The organism is Microbacterium sp. DWRC1-3 (genome assembly GCF_049896645.1).
Classification (GTDB): Bacteria; Actinomycetota; Actinomycetes; order Actinomycetales; family Microbacteriaceae; genus Microbacterium; species Microbacterium maritypicum.
On sequence record NZ_JAFCUS010000001.1, the window covers coordinates 2435238 to 2449645 of the forward strand.

Here is a 14408-nt window from a genome sequence, read left to right on the forward strand (position 1 = left end):
ATCGAATCGATTCGACCCGAGGGAAGCGAAGGGAGCTATCCTCGAAGTATGAGCAGTCAGGAGACGCCGCGTCGGCCCACGATCGCCGACGTCGCACGCGAGGCGGGCGTGGCGACATCCACCGCCTCGGTCGTCTTCAGCGGCAAGGCGAACGTGGCGGCTGCCACACGGGAGCGTGTGCTCGCCGCCGCTGCCGACCTCGGTTACGCCGGTCCGGATCCTCGCGCGGCATCCCTGCGCCGCGGACGCAGCGGCATCGTCGCCGTCGTTCTCGAAGGGCATCTGCGCGCGGCATTCCTCGACCCGGTGACCACGGCCATGATGGACGGGCTCACCGACGGGCTCGCCGACCTCAGCGCCGGCATCCTTCTGATGCGGGACGAGCCGGGGGAGGAGGGTGCCGCGATCACGCACGCACCCGTCGATGCCTTCGTGCTGATCGGCTGCTCCGGGCGGACGAAGGCCTCGCTCGAAGTGGTCGTCGGTCGTGGTCTGCCTGTCGTCGTGATCGAAGGCGATGCCGGAGGGGAGATCCCGCGCATCACCCTGGACAACGTCGCCGCCTCCGCCGACGTCGCGCGACACGTTCACGATCTCGGCCACCGCGATGTCGCCCTGGTCACGCTCCCGCTCGACAGCGAGCGGGAGCGGGCCGCGGTGACGCCGGAGCGGATCGCGAACGCCACCGTCGACGTCACCGTGCATCGACTCGAGGGGATGCGCCAGGTGTTCCCCGACGCCCCGGCGATCTCGGCATCCGGCAGCCTCATCGACGAGGGGGTGCTGGTCGGCAGGATGCTCCTGACGGACCCCGCCACTCGACCGACCGCCGTGCTCGCACAGAGCGACCTGCTCGCCGTGGGGGTGATCCGCGCGGCGGAGGAACTCGGGCTGCGCGTGCCCGAAGATCTCTCCGTGGCCGGTTTCGACGGCATCGAGGTCGACGGACTCGGCGGTCTCACCCTCACCACCAGCGTGCAGCCGGCCGTCGAGAAGGGCCGCGCGGCGGGGGAGCAGGTCGCCCGCATGCTCGGCGGTGAGCCCGGGATGACGCAGCACCTCACGTGTGTGTTCCGCGCCGGCACGACGACCGGCCCCGTTCCCCGCTGAGCGGCTGGGACGACCGTCGCCTCAGCTGTGCTGCGGGCCGAGCGGCACAGTGGCGTCGCCGAAGTCGATGATGCGATATCGACCGCAGCCGATCACCTCGTCGGGGATCTCCGATGTGGGAAGACGCCACTCGACGGTCTGCGCATCCTCCACGAGGAACGACACCTCGCGGGCCTCGAAGTCCTCTCGGTTCACGAGCCATGCATAGCCGTTGAGCTCATGATCGACCTGCACGAGACGGGCGGGATCCTCCACATGCAGCTTGGGCAGGCGCACCGTCCAGAACTGGCCGGCACCGGTGCGACCCGAGGCGTTCACCCAATCGGTCACGCACGTCAGATCGGGATCGGGGCTCGCGCTCGCGCCGACCAGCCGGGGAACGCTGAGCGCGCCGCCGATCAAGAGAAGCGCGGACACGGTGGCCGCGACGACGGGCTGCACCCGGAACGGCGCTCGCCAGGAACGCGGCGCCGCCACCAGGGCGAGCACCGGGGCGAACGCGAGGGGCTGCAGGTAGCGGGCGGCGTGCGTGCCCAGGACGATCGCGCCGATGATCACGAGGACGGGCATGGTCCACGCGACGGTGGAGACGAACCGCGACCCGAAGTCTTCCGCCCGTGCCGTGCCCACGACCGCGAGCACGATGAGTGCGATCACGATCAGAATGCCGATCACCCCGGCCGGCGTCCCCGCGCGCGTGGTGAGGAGGGCTCCGTAATACCCCACCGACTCCGTCCACTGCTCGGGCTGGATGTAGTCGGCTCCGGTGTTGCTGATCCATGCCCGAAGCGGAATGCGACCCAGGAAGCCGAGGGCGGTGCCGGTGATGAGAGCGACGAGGATCATCGTCGGGCGGATGCGGTGGGGCGCGCGAGGGAGCATCAGGGCGAGGACCAGGGTGATCGGAACCGTCGCCCAGACGGCGTAGAGCGGGTTCGAGAGCGTGGCGATCGCGGCCGTGGCACCGAGGACGACCAGGAGCGCTCCACCGAATCGATCCCGGTCGACGAGCCGCCGCACCAGGCCGACCGACAGCACGACGGCGACGACGGTCGCCGAGTAGTAGGTCGTCGTCAACACGAGGGATGCGAGGTCCAGAGCGTCCCTCGATCCCGACACGTCGGTCATGGCCAGGACGCCGAAGGTCACCAGTCCCACGAGAGCCCACGCGACCGGAGCCGTGCCTTTCCGCCGCCGGCCCGCGACCAGCCGGAGGGCCCCGTAGAGCGCGAGCATGTTGATGACGGCATTGACGGCGAGCAATCCGTTCACGTCGAGCGGAAGCAGCGTGTCGAGGCCGGCGAACACCGCGGACTCTGGCAGGAACAGCACGCTCGACATTGCCCAGTCGAGGGGTGCACCTGAGAGGACGGATCTCGCGAAAAGAGCCACGATCAGGGAATCCCCGTCACGGAACAGCAGCTCAGAGCGGGCGGACGAAGCGACCTGTGCCGCCGTGATCAGCGCGACGGCCAGCGCCCCCGACCAGCCCGCGAGCTCTCGAACCCAGACCCGCCGCATGGGCCTACTCTCGCACGATCGTGCAACGGTGGACCTCAGGAACCTCTCGCGCCGGTAAACTGTATGTACACCCGCCCGCCTGAGCCAAACGGCCGACGAGCCCTGAGGGAGCCGCGTATATGCTGATGCTCCTCGCTGTGTTCCTCCTCGGGTCGCTGTTGATGCCCGTTCTGGTGCGCTGGCTCGGAGCTCAGGCCTTCGCGATCGCCGCCCTCGTTCCGACCGCCGCCTTCGTGCACGCGCTGGTCATGACGCCGCAGGTGCTCGACGGGCCGGTACCGTTCGAATCGGTCGAGTGGATTCCCCAACTGGGTCTGAACCTCTCCATGAACATGGACGTGCTCGGGTGGGTGCTCACCCTGATCGTCACGGGCGTCGGCGCACTGGTTCTCCTCTACTGCCGCTGGTACTTCTACGAGGACTCGGCGGGCGTCGGGCAGTTCGCCGGGGTGCTGCTGGGCTTCGCGGGCGCCATGTACGGACTCGTCCTGACCGACGACCTGGTGATCCTCGTGATGTTCTGGGAAGTCACGAGCATCCTCTCCTATCTCCTCATCGGTCACTACCGCCGTCGCGCGGCCAGCCGTCGTGCGGCGCTGCAGGCCCTGCTCGTGACCACGCTCGGCGGCCTCGTGATGTTCGTGGGCGTCGTGCTGCTCGTGGTCGACACCGGAACCTCGAGCATCCGCGAGATCCTCGCGATCGCGCCCAGCGGCCCCCTCGTGGATGCCGCGATCGTGATGCTCCTGATCGGAGCGATCAGCAAGTCGGCGCTGTTCCCCTTCCACTTCTGGCTTCCCGGTGCCATGGCCGCTCCCACGCCGGTGAGCGCCTATCTGCACGCGGCCGCGATGGTCAAGGCCGGCATCTACCTCATCGCCCGCTTCGCACCGATCTTCGCTTTCAGCACGACGTGGCGCCCGATCGTCATCACCCTCGGCATCGTGACGATGCTGCTCGGCGGCATCCAGGCACTGCGCGAGACCGACCTCAAGCGCATCCTCGCGTTCGGCACGGTCAGCCAGCTCGGCTTCTTCGCCATCGTGGTCGGCTACGGCACGCAGGCCACCGCGCTCGCGGGACTCGCCCTGGTCATCGGGCACGCGCTGTTCAAGTCGGCGTTGTTCCTCATCGTCGGCGTCATCGACCGTCAGCTGTCGACGCGTGACATCAACGAGCTCTCCGGTGTCGGGCGGCAGGCGCCGGTCATGGCGACAGCGGCATTCATCTCGGTCGCCTCGATGGCCGGCATCGCCCCCACCATCGGCTTCGTGGCCAAGGAATCGACTCTCACGGCCCTCCTCGACGACGCGCAGGGCGGTTCTCCCTGGGGCCTCGTCGCCCTGATCGGGATCGTCCTCGGATCCATGCTCACTGCGGCATATGGCGTGCGCTTCCTCTGGGGGGCGTTCTGGAAGAAGCGCGACGAACAGGGTGGGCAGCTGCCGGACACGGCGTGGCCTGACCCGCCGGTCGGCTTCCTGTCCGCACCGATCATCCTCGCCGGCGTCACACTCGCCGCGGGTATCGGCGCCCCCGCACTTGACACGGCTCTGCAGGGCTACGCCCTCACCGCGACACCCGGGCTCGACCACGCCGGTGAGGCCGTCGAGGGCCCCGGCCACCTCGCGCTCTGGCACGGATTCGAACCCGCGCTGGGCATCTCGATCCTGTCGATCGTCCTCGGCATCGGGCTCTTCCTGCTCACTCGGAAGACCGGCTGGGACCGCAAGGCGCGGTTCCTGCGCTTCACCGCGGCCGACGTGTACTACCTCGTCATGCGCGGGGTCGACCGGCTCTCGGTGCTCAGCACCACGCTCACGCAGCGCGGTTCGCTGCCGGTCTACGTCGGCACGATCTTCGTCGTGTTCGTCGCCGCCGAGGTCACGGCGCTGATCGCGAGCGACATCGATCGGTACCACTTGTCGGCCTGGCACACCCCGGCGCAGATCGTGGTCGCGCCGATCATGGCGATCGCCGGCGTCTTCGCCGTCCGCGCGCAGAAGCGGTACACCGGGGTGGTGCTGGTCTCGGTCACCGGCCTCGGCATGGTGGTGCTGTTCGCGACGAGCGGCGCCCCTGACCTCGCGCTCACGCAGATCCTCGTCGAGACGGTGACGATGGTCACCTTCGCGCTCGTGCTCCGTCGCCTCCCCGCACGCATGGGTGAGCACAACGCCTCGGTCGGACGCATCCCCCGGGCGCTGCTGGCCATCGGGGTGGGTGTCACGATGGCCTTCGTCGCGGTCGTCGCCACCCAGTCCCGTGTGGCCACCCCGATCTCGGAGGCCTTCCCGAGGCTCGCGTACGAGATCGGCCACGGCAAGAACGTCGTCAACGTGGCGCTGGTCGACCTGCGTGGCTGGGACACCATGGGCGAGCTCTCGGTGCTGGTGCTCGCCGCGACCGGTGTGGCCTCCCTCGTGTTCGTCACGCACCGCGCCGACCTGCTCGCCGCCACCAAGAACCTCCCGCGCGCCACGCGCAAGGCCGCGCGCAGCCGTCCGCTCGTCGAGACCACCGAGGGCATCCGCTTCCAGACCTCCGAGAACGAGAGCAGCCCCCGGGCCTGGCTCGTCGGCGGGCAGAAGATGAAGCCCGAGAACAGATCGATCCTGCTCGAGGTGATCGTCCGCATCCTGTTCCACACCATCATCGTGGTGTCGATCTTCCTGCTGTTCGCCGGCCACAACCTGCCCGGCGGCGGCTTCGCCGGCGGTCTCGTCGCCGGCATGGCCCTGGTGATGCGCTACATCGCTGGCGGTCGCTGGGAGCTGGGCGCCGCGGCCCCCACCGATGCGGGTCGGCTGCTCGGCACCGGCCTCATCCTGGCCGTCGGCACCGCCGTCGTCCCGCTGTTCTTCGGCCTGGCGCCCCTGACCAGCACCTTCTGGGAGTGGGAGATCCCCGGCATCGGGCACATGGAGTTCGTCACCTCGACCATCTTCGACGTGGGCGTATATCTCGTCGTGATCGGGCTCGTGCTCGACGTGCTGCGCAGCCTCGGTGCCGAGGTCGACCGTCAGGCGGCACTTCGCACCACGCCGGGTCCTGAAGGATTCCTCTCCCGGGGCGGGAGGAGCAGCTGATGGACGTCTCCCTCACCCTCATCGTCATCATGGCCATCCTCTTCGCGTGTGGTGTGTACGCGATGCTGGAGCGCAGCCTGACCCGCGTGCTGATCGGCTTCCTGCTGCTCGGCAACGCCACGAACCTGCTGCTGCTGATCGTGATGGGCGTCCCCGGCAATGCCCCGTTCTTCGGGACGGAGGGCGAGATGAGCGATCCGCTCCCGCAGGCGCTCACCCTCACCGCCATCGTGATCACGTTCGCGGTCTCGGCATTCCTCCTCGCCCTGATCTATCGCTCCTGGCAGCTGGGCCAGGCCGACACGGTCGAGGACGACGAGGCCGACATCGCGCTCCGCGAGCGCACCGACGCCGACGAAGACCTCATGGACGACGAGTCCGAGACCGACGACGACGAGGCGACGACGGACTTCGTCGGCGTGCAGACCGCGCCGATCACGGTTCTGCACATGCGCGACCACCCGTCGATCCACGACGATGCTCCCTTCGACGCCCCGACCGGATGGGGGAGCGAACCCGCTGCGCGCTCAGACGAGGGCCGTGAACCGAGCCCCGACGAACCCCATGACCGCGACGAGAACGAGGAGGGCAAGCCATGACCGCCCTCGTCCCGCTCCTGGTCGCGCTACCTCTGCTCGGGGCCGCCGTCACGCTCGTGTTCGGTCGGAACCCGCGCCTGCAGGTCGTCGTCACGGTCGCGACCCTCGCTGCCGTCTCGGTGATCGCCGCCGTGCTCCTGGTCGTGGTCGACTCCGGTGCGCCGCTGGCGGTGTCGGTCGGCGGCTGGCCCGTGCCCTTCGGCATCGTGCTCTACGTCGACAGGCTCGCCGCGCTCCTGGTGCTCATCTCCAGCATCGTGCTGCTCGCGGTGCTGCTCTTCTCCATCGGCCAGGGCGCCGCGGACGGCACCGACGAGACCCCGATCTCGATCTTCAACCCCTCGTACCTGATCCTCGCGGCCGGCATCTTCAACGCCTTCATCGCGGGCGACCTCTTCAACCTCTACGTCGGCTTCGAGATCCTGCTCGTCGCCTCGTATGTGCTGATCACGCTCGGCAGCACCGAATCCCGCATCCGCACCGGCGCCGTCTACATCGTCGTCTCGCTGGTCTCGTCGATCCTGTTCCTCGCGTCGATCGCGATGATCTACGGGGCTCTCGGCACGGTCAACATGGCTCAGATCGCCGAGCGGATGTCGGAACTCCCGCAGGAGACGCAGCTGGTGCTGCACCTCATGCTCGTGGTGGCGTTCGGCATCAAGGCGGCCATCTTCCCGGTGTCGTTCTGGCTGCCGGACTCGTATCCGACCGCACCGGCTCCGGTCACGGCGGTGTTCGCCGGCTTGCTGACGAAGGTCGGCGTGTACGCGCTGATCCGCACGGAGACGCAGCTGTTCGCCTCGAACAGCATCGACACCGTGCTGCTGATCATCGCCCTCGCGACCATGATCGTCGGTGTGCTCGGCGCCGTGGCGCAGGCCGAGCTCAAACGAATCCTGTCGTTCACTCTGGTGAGCCACGTCGGCTACATGATCTTCGGTCTCGCGATCGCGACGCCCGCCGCGATCGGCGCCACGGTGTACTACATCGTTCACCACATCGTGGTGCAGACGACTCTTTTTCTCGCCGTGGGGCTCGTGGAACGCCGAGCGGGAAGCACGTCGATCCTGCGCGTCAAGGGACTGCTGAAGGTCGCGCCCCTGATCGCCATCCTCTACTTCGTGCCCGCGATCAACCTCGGCGGCCTGCCGCCCTTCTCGGGGTTCATCGGCAAGTTCGCGCTGTTCGAGGCGGCGGCGTCGGTCGGCACTCCGATCATGATCGTGCTGATCTTCGGCGGCATCGTCACGTCGTTGCTGACCCTGTACGCCCTGATGCGCGCCTGGAACCTCGCCTTCTGGCGCGAGGAGGAAGACTCCACCGAGACCGAGGGGCGCATCTCGTACCTTGGCAATGCACCGGCCGCCGATGAGCAGCAGGAGCGTCGCCGCATCCCGAAGATCATGACCCTGGCGACCGGCGGCATGGTCGCGGTCACACTGGCCCTGACGATCTTCGCTGGCCCTCTCTACGCACTGTGCGACCGCATCGGCGCCTCGTTGCTGCAGCCCGTGAGCCTCGTGCAGCTGGAACAGGAGGTGGGCTGATGGCGCGTGACACCCGACGTCACCTCTGGCGCGACATCCGCGTGCAGCTGCCGTTCCTCGCGTGGCTCGTCGTGCTCTGGATGCTGCTGTGGGCGCAGTTCACCGTGCTGTCGTTCCTCACCGGACTCGTCGTCGCGATCTTCGTCACCCGCGTCTTCCGCCTGCCGACCGTCGCGCTTTCGGGCCGGATCAACCTCTGGTACGCCGCGCTGTTCGTGGTGCAGTTCCTGTTCGCTGTGCTGAGGGGCGCCCTCTCGGTCACGGTGCAGGTGTTCGACTTCCGTCGTCAGCCGGGCACGGCCATCATCGCGGTGCCGCTGCGCTACGCCGACGACCTGGTGATGACGCACGTCGCTGTCGTGTCTTCGCTGATCCCCGGATCCCTGGTCGTCGACACCGATCGCGATCGGCAGATCCTCTATCTGCACGTGATCGGCGTGCGCGACCTCGACGACGTCGAGAAGCAGCGCGCCGGGGTGCTCCGCTGGGAGCGACGCGTCGTGCGAGCCCTCGGCGACCCTGCTCAGTACCGTGCCCTCAAGGCAGACGAGCGTGCGGGCGTCGGAGCGACGAAGGGCGGTGCCCGATGAACATCCTGCTGCTGCTGATCATGGTGGTGTTCGGCCTCGCCGCCGTCCTCGCCCTGATCCGCATCGTGCGCGGGCCGTCGATCCTCGACCGCGCCGTCGCCTCCGACGTGCTCCTCACCGAGGTGATGTGCGTGATCGGTGCCGAGATGGCCATCAACGGCCACACCCGCAACATCCCCGTGCTCCTGATCATCGCGGCCGTCGGAGTGTTCGGGTCGATCGCCGTCGCCCGGTTCGTCGCGAGAAGGGACAACACGACACCATGAACGTGTTCGGTCTCATGATCCCCGATGCCGTCATCGACGTGGCGGTGCTGGTGCTCATCCTGCTCGGCGCCGTGCTGTGCCTGTCGGCGGCCGTCGGGCTGCTGCACTTCCGCGACGTGCCGTCCCGTCTGCACGCGGCGACCAAGCCCCAGGTGCTCGGACTGCTGCTCATCTGCATCGCGATCGCGCTGTCGCAGCGTTCGATCGGCGGCATCCTGCTCGGCTTCGTGCTCGTCGCCCCGGTCGTGCTCATGCAGTTCGCGACCGCCCCGCTCTCGGCGCACATGGTCGGGCGGCAGGCCTACCGCAACGGCACCATCGAGCAGCGGGGCCTCGTCGTGGACGAGCTCGCCGAGTCGAAGCAGACCCCGCCCGCCGCAGGCTGACCCGCGGCCGCCGTCTCAGAGGCGAGCGGTGAACTCGTGGATCAGGCGCGCCGCCGGCTCGGAGTCGCTGATGAGCGTGCCGTGACCGTGGTCGGGGATGACCTCGAGGTCGGCGCCCGGGATGGCGTCGATGATCTCGCGGCACCAGCTCATCGGGGCGAGCGGGTCGCTCTCTCCCCGCAGCACGAGCACGGGGCACTCGATGCGCACGAAGGCGTCTTCGGGCTCGTGCACGATGGTGGCGCGCATCTTGCGGAAGAGGTGGGGGCCGCCGCGGAGGTACTCCCTGGCTCCGCGCCAGAGGACGAGCGGTCGTTCTCCGACGAGGTCGGTCAGCAGATACCGCGCCTGCGCGCCGATGTTGCGTGCCGCCTTGTTGACGGTCGGGCCGGCGAGCACCACCGCCTCGACGAGGGACGGATGCCGCGCGGCGAGCTCGGCCGCGATCTGGCTGCCCATCGAGTGACCGATCACCACGACGGGGCCCGAGTCCACGTGTCGGAGGTAGGCGGCGACGAGGTCGGCGTGCCGTTCCATCGTGAGGGTCCGCGTGGGCTCGGGCGCTTCGCCGAAGCCGGGCAGATCGACCGCGATGACCCGCCCCTCCAGGCGCTGCACGACGTCGAGGTAGACGCTGCGACCCATGCCGATGCCGTGCAGGAGAAGGTACGTGTGCGGTCCATCGCCGAACGTCTCGGCGATGAGCGTCGCACCTCCGTGCTCGAACTCCAGGAGCGTGACGGAGGTGCCCTTGGGGGCGAGATAGCTGGATGGCACCCGTCAACGGTAGCCGAGCATCCTGAGGCGCCGCTCGGGACGCCGTCGCGCGCCCTTCGCTCAGCCGGCCGGAGTCAGCACCAGAGTGTCGACGGCAGCCGCCTTCACCGCCTTCGCCGAGTACGCCCACGGCTTCTGGATGCCTGCTGCCCAGTCCGCCGTCTGATCCGTGTAGTGCTCGTTGTAGGCATGGCCGGAGGCACCGGTGAGGTGGTTCCACGTCGACGCGTCGAGATCCGACAGATCGATCACCATGCGCATCGACGGCACGGTGGTGGTCGCGTACGAGACGCCGAGCTCCCACCCGGTCGCATTCACCACGGACGCACCTCCGCCCACCGGGAACGGCCCTCGGTTGAAGAGCGCTTCGATCGGCGCGATGCCCGACGAGCCGAGCGTGTCGCTGGTGAGGGTGATCGCGTGCAGGTCGCCCCAGTTCCAGCGTGAGACGGTGGTTCCCTGCAGTGCCGCGAGCTCGTCGTAGGCCTCTTGCGCCGACAGCGCCAGCATCTGCTCCATCCCGTCGACGTCGATCTGCTCGTTGACCCAGAGCGGGTCGGAGGGATCGGCCAGCATCGCGGAGACGACCGTGAAGAGGCGGGCCTGACCGTCGATGGGGAGGGGCTGGGCGCGCTCGGCGAAGATGTTCTGCACCAGGTTCGACCACAGCACGTTCGCATAGGCCGCGGCAGGCGACGATGCCGTGTTCTGGGCGTCCCATCCCTGCAGCAGTTCGACGGCCTCGGTCGGACCGGCGCCGGACACGTCGACGTCTCCCATGACGCTCGCCAGCTGCGTGCCGATCCACATCTCGTTGTCCATCTGGATCTCGCGCATGTCTTCCGCGGTCAGGGGCGCGACGGCCGCCCGCCGTTCGATGAGGTGGGCGATCCGTGCCGCTCGGTAGCCGTAGTCCCAGTCCCGGGAGAGGAAGTACTCGTAGTCGTCGGTCACGATCGCGTTGTTCGCGGTCACGATGTACCCGGAGTTCGGGTTGTACGACACCGGCAGTTCCTCGAACGGGATGAAGCCCGTCCAGTCGTAGCTGCTGTCCCATCCGGGCTGAGGCATCCACCCATCCCCGGCGCCGCGGATGGGGAGGCGACCGGGCGTCTGGTACCCGATGTTGCCCTCGGTGTCGGCGTAGATGAGGTTCTGCGCCGGCACGTCGAAGAGCGAGGCGGCGTAGCGGAAGTCGTCGAAGTCCTGCGCGGTGGAGAGCGCGAAGATCGCGGTCGCCGCGGTGCCGGGGTCCAGGGCCGTCCACCGGAGGCTCACGGCGTACTCGGCGTCGTCCTCGGAACCGGGGACCGGGGCGGTCGGGGCGGCGGCCTCAGCCTCGAGCGCGGGTTCGGGGTCGCCGGCGATCGCGGTGAAGTCGTCCGTGAGGCCCGAGATGAGGGGCCCGTGCACGGTCGAGCGGATGGTGAGCTCGATGTCGTCACCGCCCGCGACCTTGATCGTCTCGGTGCTCTCTTCGAGGGGTACCAGTGCCCCGTCGCGCCAGTACTGGTCGCCTTCGACGCGCTCGATGTAGAGGTCGGTGACGTCGGTGGTGAGGTTCGTGAACCCCCAGGCCACCTTCTGGTTGTGGCCGATCACGATGCCGGGGAGCCCTGAGAACGAGAAGCCTCCGACATCGAACGGGCACGCCTCGTCCACCGTCGAGCACTTCAACTGCACCTGGTACCAGACCGAGGGGAGGGATGCTCCGAGGTGCGGGTCGTTCGCGAGCAGGGGCATCCCGGTCTCGGTGAGGGCGCCGGAGACGACCCAGGAGTTCGAGCCGATGCCCTCGCCGACGTCGCCCACCAGAACGCTCGCTGCCTCGATGACGCTCGACGTCTCCTCCCATTCGATGGTCGTGGAGGCCTGCTGGACTTCTCCCTCGGTCTCGGTGGGGGTGAACGCCGCAGGCTCCGCGTCGGTTCCGAGCGTCGGAACGGTCGAGATCTTCGGGACGATCACGGGGTTCTCGTCGAACGGGTAGTCGGGGTAGAGCTTGGCGAGAGTGTCTTCGGTCGCCGTGGGATCCGTGCCCTCGCCATCCGTGTCGCCGCTCAGCTCGGCTGCCAGGAGCGATCGTTCGGTCTCGTCCTCGATGTTGCCGCGGAGGTCCCAGGCCATGGCCTTGAGCCAGGCCACGGAATCCGCGGGCTCCCAGGGCTCGGGCGCGTAGTCGGGATTCTGCAGGCCGATCACGGCGTACTCGAGCGACAGTTCGGCGCCCGACCGCGAGGCCAGATAGGCGTTCACACCATCCGCGTACGCCTCGTAGTAGCTACGGGTGGTGTCGTCCATCGCCTCGACCTCGGCCTCGGCGACCTTGCGCCAGCCGAGCGTGCGCAGGAACGCGTCGGTCCCCGCCTGCGACTCCCCGAACATCTCGGCGACGCGGCCGGCGGTGACATGGCGACGGAAGTCCATCTCGAAGAAGCGGTCCTGCGCGTGCACGAACCCCTGAGCGTAGAACAGGTCGTCGGTCGAGTCGGCGGTGATGGTCGGGATGCCGCGGTCGTCGCGCTGCACCGTGACCTCGGCCGTGAGTCCGTCGAGCTCGACGGATCCGACGGTCTGCGGGAACGAGCGCTGGATCGTCCACGTGACGAAGAACGCCGCAGCCACGGCGATCACGATGATTCCGGCGACCACGAGGAACGCGATGCGTCCGATGCGAACGCCCAGCGAGGGGCGAGAAGGTACGGCGGATTCCTGCGAATCGGTCATCATCGTCGAGAACTCTTTCGGGTAGACAGGTGGAACTCAGTCCCACCGAGCCCCAGTGCGCGTTTCAGGGTCGCGCCTTCGCATCATATCCGCACCGGCGCTCGCCGCGAGGCGTTCGGCGACGGGTGCCCCGCCGGCTCCGTCCGCGTCGTGTGGTGTCACGCGTTGCGCAATGGGGGCGTACCGCGCTCCTGTTCCTGTTCGACGACGTGCTCCCGGGCATCGATCGCTCTGCGACGCGGATCGCCGAGGCGAGCAGAGTGGCCTGACGCACGAATGCGCCGACACCCTCAGGGCGTCGGCGCATCCGTCGTTCGTTCGTCGGGTCAGTCGGTGCCGGAGTCGAAGGCCGCGCCCTCGGATGCGGAGTCGACGGCGCCGGCCAGAGTCTCGTCGGCTTCGGAGATCGAACCGGGGACCGAGTCGGTGATCTCACTCGACTCGCCCGCCGTCACGCGGCCGACGAGCTCACCGGTTGCACCTCCGACGAGACCGAGGCCCGCGTACTGCTCGAGGCGTGCGCGCGAGTCGGCGATGTCGAGGTTGCGCATCGTGAGCTGGCCGATGCGGTCGACCGGTCCGAAGGCCGCGTCGCCGACGCGCTCCATCGACAGCTTCTCGGGGCCGTACGAGAGGTTCGGCGAGACGGTGTCGAGGATGGTCCAGTCGTCGCCGCGGCGCAGACGGATCGTGACGGTGCCCGAGATCGTGAGGCCGACCCAGCGCTGGATCGACTCGCGCAGCATGAGCGACTGCGGCTCGAGCCAGCGTCCCTCGTACATGAGGCGACCGAGGCGGCGACCCTGCTCGTGGTACGTCGCGAGGGTGTCTTCGTTCAGGATGCCGTTGACCAGGCGCTCGTAGGCGATGAACAGCAGCGACATGGCCGGGGCCTCGTAGATGCCGCGGGACTTCGCCTCGATGATGCGGTTCTCGATCTGGTCGCTCATGCCGAGGCCGTGGCGTCCGCCGATCGTGTTGGCCTCCATGACCAGGGCCACCGGGTCGCTGTACTCGACGCCGTTGATCGCGACGGGGCGGCCGGCCTCGAAGGTCACGGTGACGTCTTCGGTCTCGATGGCGACGGCCGGGTCCCAGAACTTGACGCCCATGATGGGGTCGACGGTCTCGAGCGACACGTTCAGGTGCTCGAGCGTCTTCGCCTCGTGCGTCGCACCCCAGATGTTGGCGTCGGTCGAGTAGGCCTTCTCGGCGGAGTCACGGTAGGGGAAGTCGCGGGCGACGAGCCAGTCGCTCATCTCCTTGCGGCCGCCGAGCTCGGTGACGAAGTCGGCGTCGAGCCACGGCTTGTAGATGCGCAGGCGCGGGTTGGCGAGCAGACCGTAGCGGTAGAACCGCTCGATGTCGTTGCCCTTGTAGGTGGAGCCGTCGCCCCAGATGTCGACGCCGTCCTCCTTCATGGCGCGCACCAGCATGGTGCCGGTGACTGCGCGCCCGAGGGGCGTCGTGTTGAAGTAGGTCTTGCCGCCGGAGCGGATGTGGAAGGCGCCGCAAGAGAGGGCGACGAAGCCCTCTTCGACCAGGGCGGTCTTGCAGTCGATCAGCCGCGAGGCCTCGGCGCCGTACTCCAGCGCGCGACCCGGGATCGATGCGATGTCATCTTCGTCGTACTGACCGAGGTCGCCGGTGTAGGTGAAGGGCACTGCGCCCTTCTCGCGCATCCAGGCGACGGCGACGGAGGTGTCGAGTCCTCCGGAGAAGGCGATGCCGACGCGCTCGCCGACGGGCAGGGACTGGAGGACCTTGGACATGGCTCCCAGTCTATCCGCGGGCGG

11 protein-coding genes are annotated in these 14408 nt (G+C 68.4%); 7 read left to right on the plus strand and 4 right to left on the minus strand.

Features of this window, described 5'->3' with window-relative positions; translation table 11 throughout:
* The first annotated feature begins 48 nt into the window (after window positions 1-48).
* A complete protein-coding gene (locus tag ACP699_RS11840) occupies window positions 49-1110 on the plus strand; it encodes a LacI family DNA-binding transcriptional regulator (RefSeq protein ID WP_017829974.1) in 1062 nt (353 codons plus the stop codon).
* Between the two features lie 21 nt (window positions 1111-1131).
* Here the strand turns inward: ACP699_RS11840 and ACP699_RS11845 are convergent, their stop codons facing one another.
* Window positions 1132-2631 carry a hypothetical protein gene (locus ACP699_RS11845; protein WP_426171283.1) on the minus strand — a complete coding sequence of 500 codons (1500 nt, stop codon included), beginning with the start codon at window positions 2629-2631 and terminating at the stop codon, window positions 1132-1134.
* Between the two features lie 119 nt (window positions 2632-2750).
* Here ACP699_RS11845 and ACP699_RS11850 point away from each other — a divergent pair, with 119 nt between their 5' ends.
* The 6 genes from ACP699_RS11850 to mnhG are packed head-to-tail and all read left to right on the plus strand — an operon-like array spanning window position 2751 to window position 9108.
* A complete protein-coding gene (locus ACP699_RS11850) occupies window positions 2751-5720 on the plus strand; it encodes a Na+/H+ antiporter subunit A (RefSeq protein WP_151487366.1) in 2970 nt (989 codons plus the stop codon).
* Entirely contained in the window at window positions 5720-6319 is a 600-nt protein-coding gene (locus ACP699_RS11855; protein ID WP_426171285.1) for a Na(+)/H(+) antiporter subunit C, read from the plus strand. Before ACP699_RS11850 ends, ACP699_RS11855 begins: the two co-directional genes overlap by 1 nt.
* Entirely contained in the window at window positions 6316-7866 is a 1551-nt protein-coding gene (locus tag ACP699_RS11860; RefSeq protein ID WP_017829978.1) for a Na+/H+ antiporter subunit D, read from the plus strand. The genes ACP699_RS11855 and ACP699_RS11860 overlap by 4 nt, the downstream gene beginning before the upstream one ends.
* Window positions 7866-8456, plus strand: a complete 591-nt coding sequence (locus tag ACP699_RS11865; RefSeq protein ID WP_017829979.1) for a Na+/H+ antiporter subunit E — start codon at window positions 7866-7868, stop codon at window positions 8454-8456. Before ACP699_RS11860 ends, ACP699_RS11865 begins: the two co-directional genes overlap by 1 nt.
* The gene (locus ACP699_RS11870; RefSeq protein ID WP_017829980.1) at window positions 8453-8722 is read left to right on the plus strand and encodes a monovalent cation/H+ antiporter complex subunit F; all 270 of its coding nucleotides are present in this window, start codon (window positions 8453-8455) and stop codon (window positions 8720-8722) included. Before ACP699_RS11865 ends, ACP699_RS11870 begins: the two co-directional genes overlap by 4 nt.
* Window positions 8719-9108, plus strand: coding sequence for a monovalent cation/H(+) antiporter subunit G (gene mnhG / locus ACP699_RS11875; protein ID WP_046748040.1), 390 nt, complete (start codon window positions 8719-8721; stop codon window positions 9106-9108). The genes ACP699_RS11870 and mnhG overlap by 4 nt, the downstream gene beginning before the upstream one ends.
* 15 nt (window positions 9109-9123) lie before the next feature.
* Here the strand turns inward: mnhG and ACP699_RS11880 are convergent, their stop codons facing one another.
* The 3 genes from ACP699_RS11880 to argG form a co-directional block, all read right to left on the minus strand.
* Window positions 9124-9885, minus strand: a complete 762-nt coding sequence (locus ACP699_RS11880) for an alpha/beta fold hydrolase (RefSeq protein ID WP_141385580.1) — start codon at window positions 9883-9885, stop codon at window positions 9124-9126.
* Between the two features lie 60 nt (window positions 9886-9945).
* Window positions 9946-12612: a penicillin acylase family protein gene (locus tag ACP699_RS11885; protein ID WP_426171573.1), complete on the minus strand. Its 2667-nt coding sequence runs from the start codon at window positions 12610-12612 to the stop codon at window positions 9946-9948.
* 326 nt (window positions 12613-12938) lie between these two features.
* Complete coding sequence (argG, locus tag ACP699_RS11890) at window positions 12939-14384, minus strand: argininosuccinate synthase (RefSeq protein WP_055871670.1); 1446 nt, start codon at window positions 14382-14384, stop codon at window positions 12939-12941.
* Window positions 14385-14408 lie beyond the last annotated feature (24 nt).

Excerpts from the sequence above, each read along its gene's own strand:
- ACP699_RS11860 (WP_017829978.1), top strand. The coding sequence starts at position 6,316 with ATGACCGCCCTCGTCCCGCTCCTGGTCGCGCTACCTCTGCTCGGGGCC.
- ACP699_RS11850 (WP_151487366.1), top strand. The coding sequence starts at position 2,751 with ATGCTGATGCTCCTCGCTGTGTTCCTCCTCGGGTCGCTGTTGATGCCC.
- ACP699_RS11840 (WP_017829974.1), top strand. The coding sequence starts at position 49 with ATGAGCAGTCAGGAGACGCCGCGTCGGCCCACGATCGCCGACGTCGCA.
- ACP699_RS11865 (WP_017829979.1), top strand. The coding sequence starts at position 7,866 with ATGGCGCGTGACACCCGACGTCACCTCTGGCGCGACATCCGCGTGCAG.
- ACP699_RS11845 (WP_426171283.1), bottom strand. The coding sequence starts at position 2,631 with ATGCGGCGGGTCTGGGTTCGAGAGCTCGCGGGCTGGTCGGGGGCGCTG.
- ACP699_RS11855 (WP_426171285.1), top strand. The coding sequence starts at position 5,720 with ATGGACGTCTCCCTCACCCTCATCGTCATCATGGCCATCCTCTTCGCG.
- ACP699_RS11885 (WP_426171573.1), bottom strand. The coding sequence starts at position 12,612 with ATGACCGATTCGCAGGAATCCGCCGTACCTTCTCGCCCCTCGCTGGGC.
- mnhG (WP_046748040.1), top strand. The coding sequence starts at position 8,719 with ATGAACGTGTTCGGTCTCATGATCCCCGATGCCGTCATCGACGTGGCG.
- argG (WP_055871670.1), bottom strand. The coding sequence starts at position 14,384 with ATGTCCAAGGTCCTCCAGTCCCTGCCCGTCGGCGAGCGCGTCGGCATC.
- ACP699_RS11870 (WP_017829980.1), top strand. The coding sequence starts at position 8,453 with ATGAACATCCTGCTGCTGCTGATCATGGTGGTGTTCGGCCTCGCCGCC.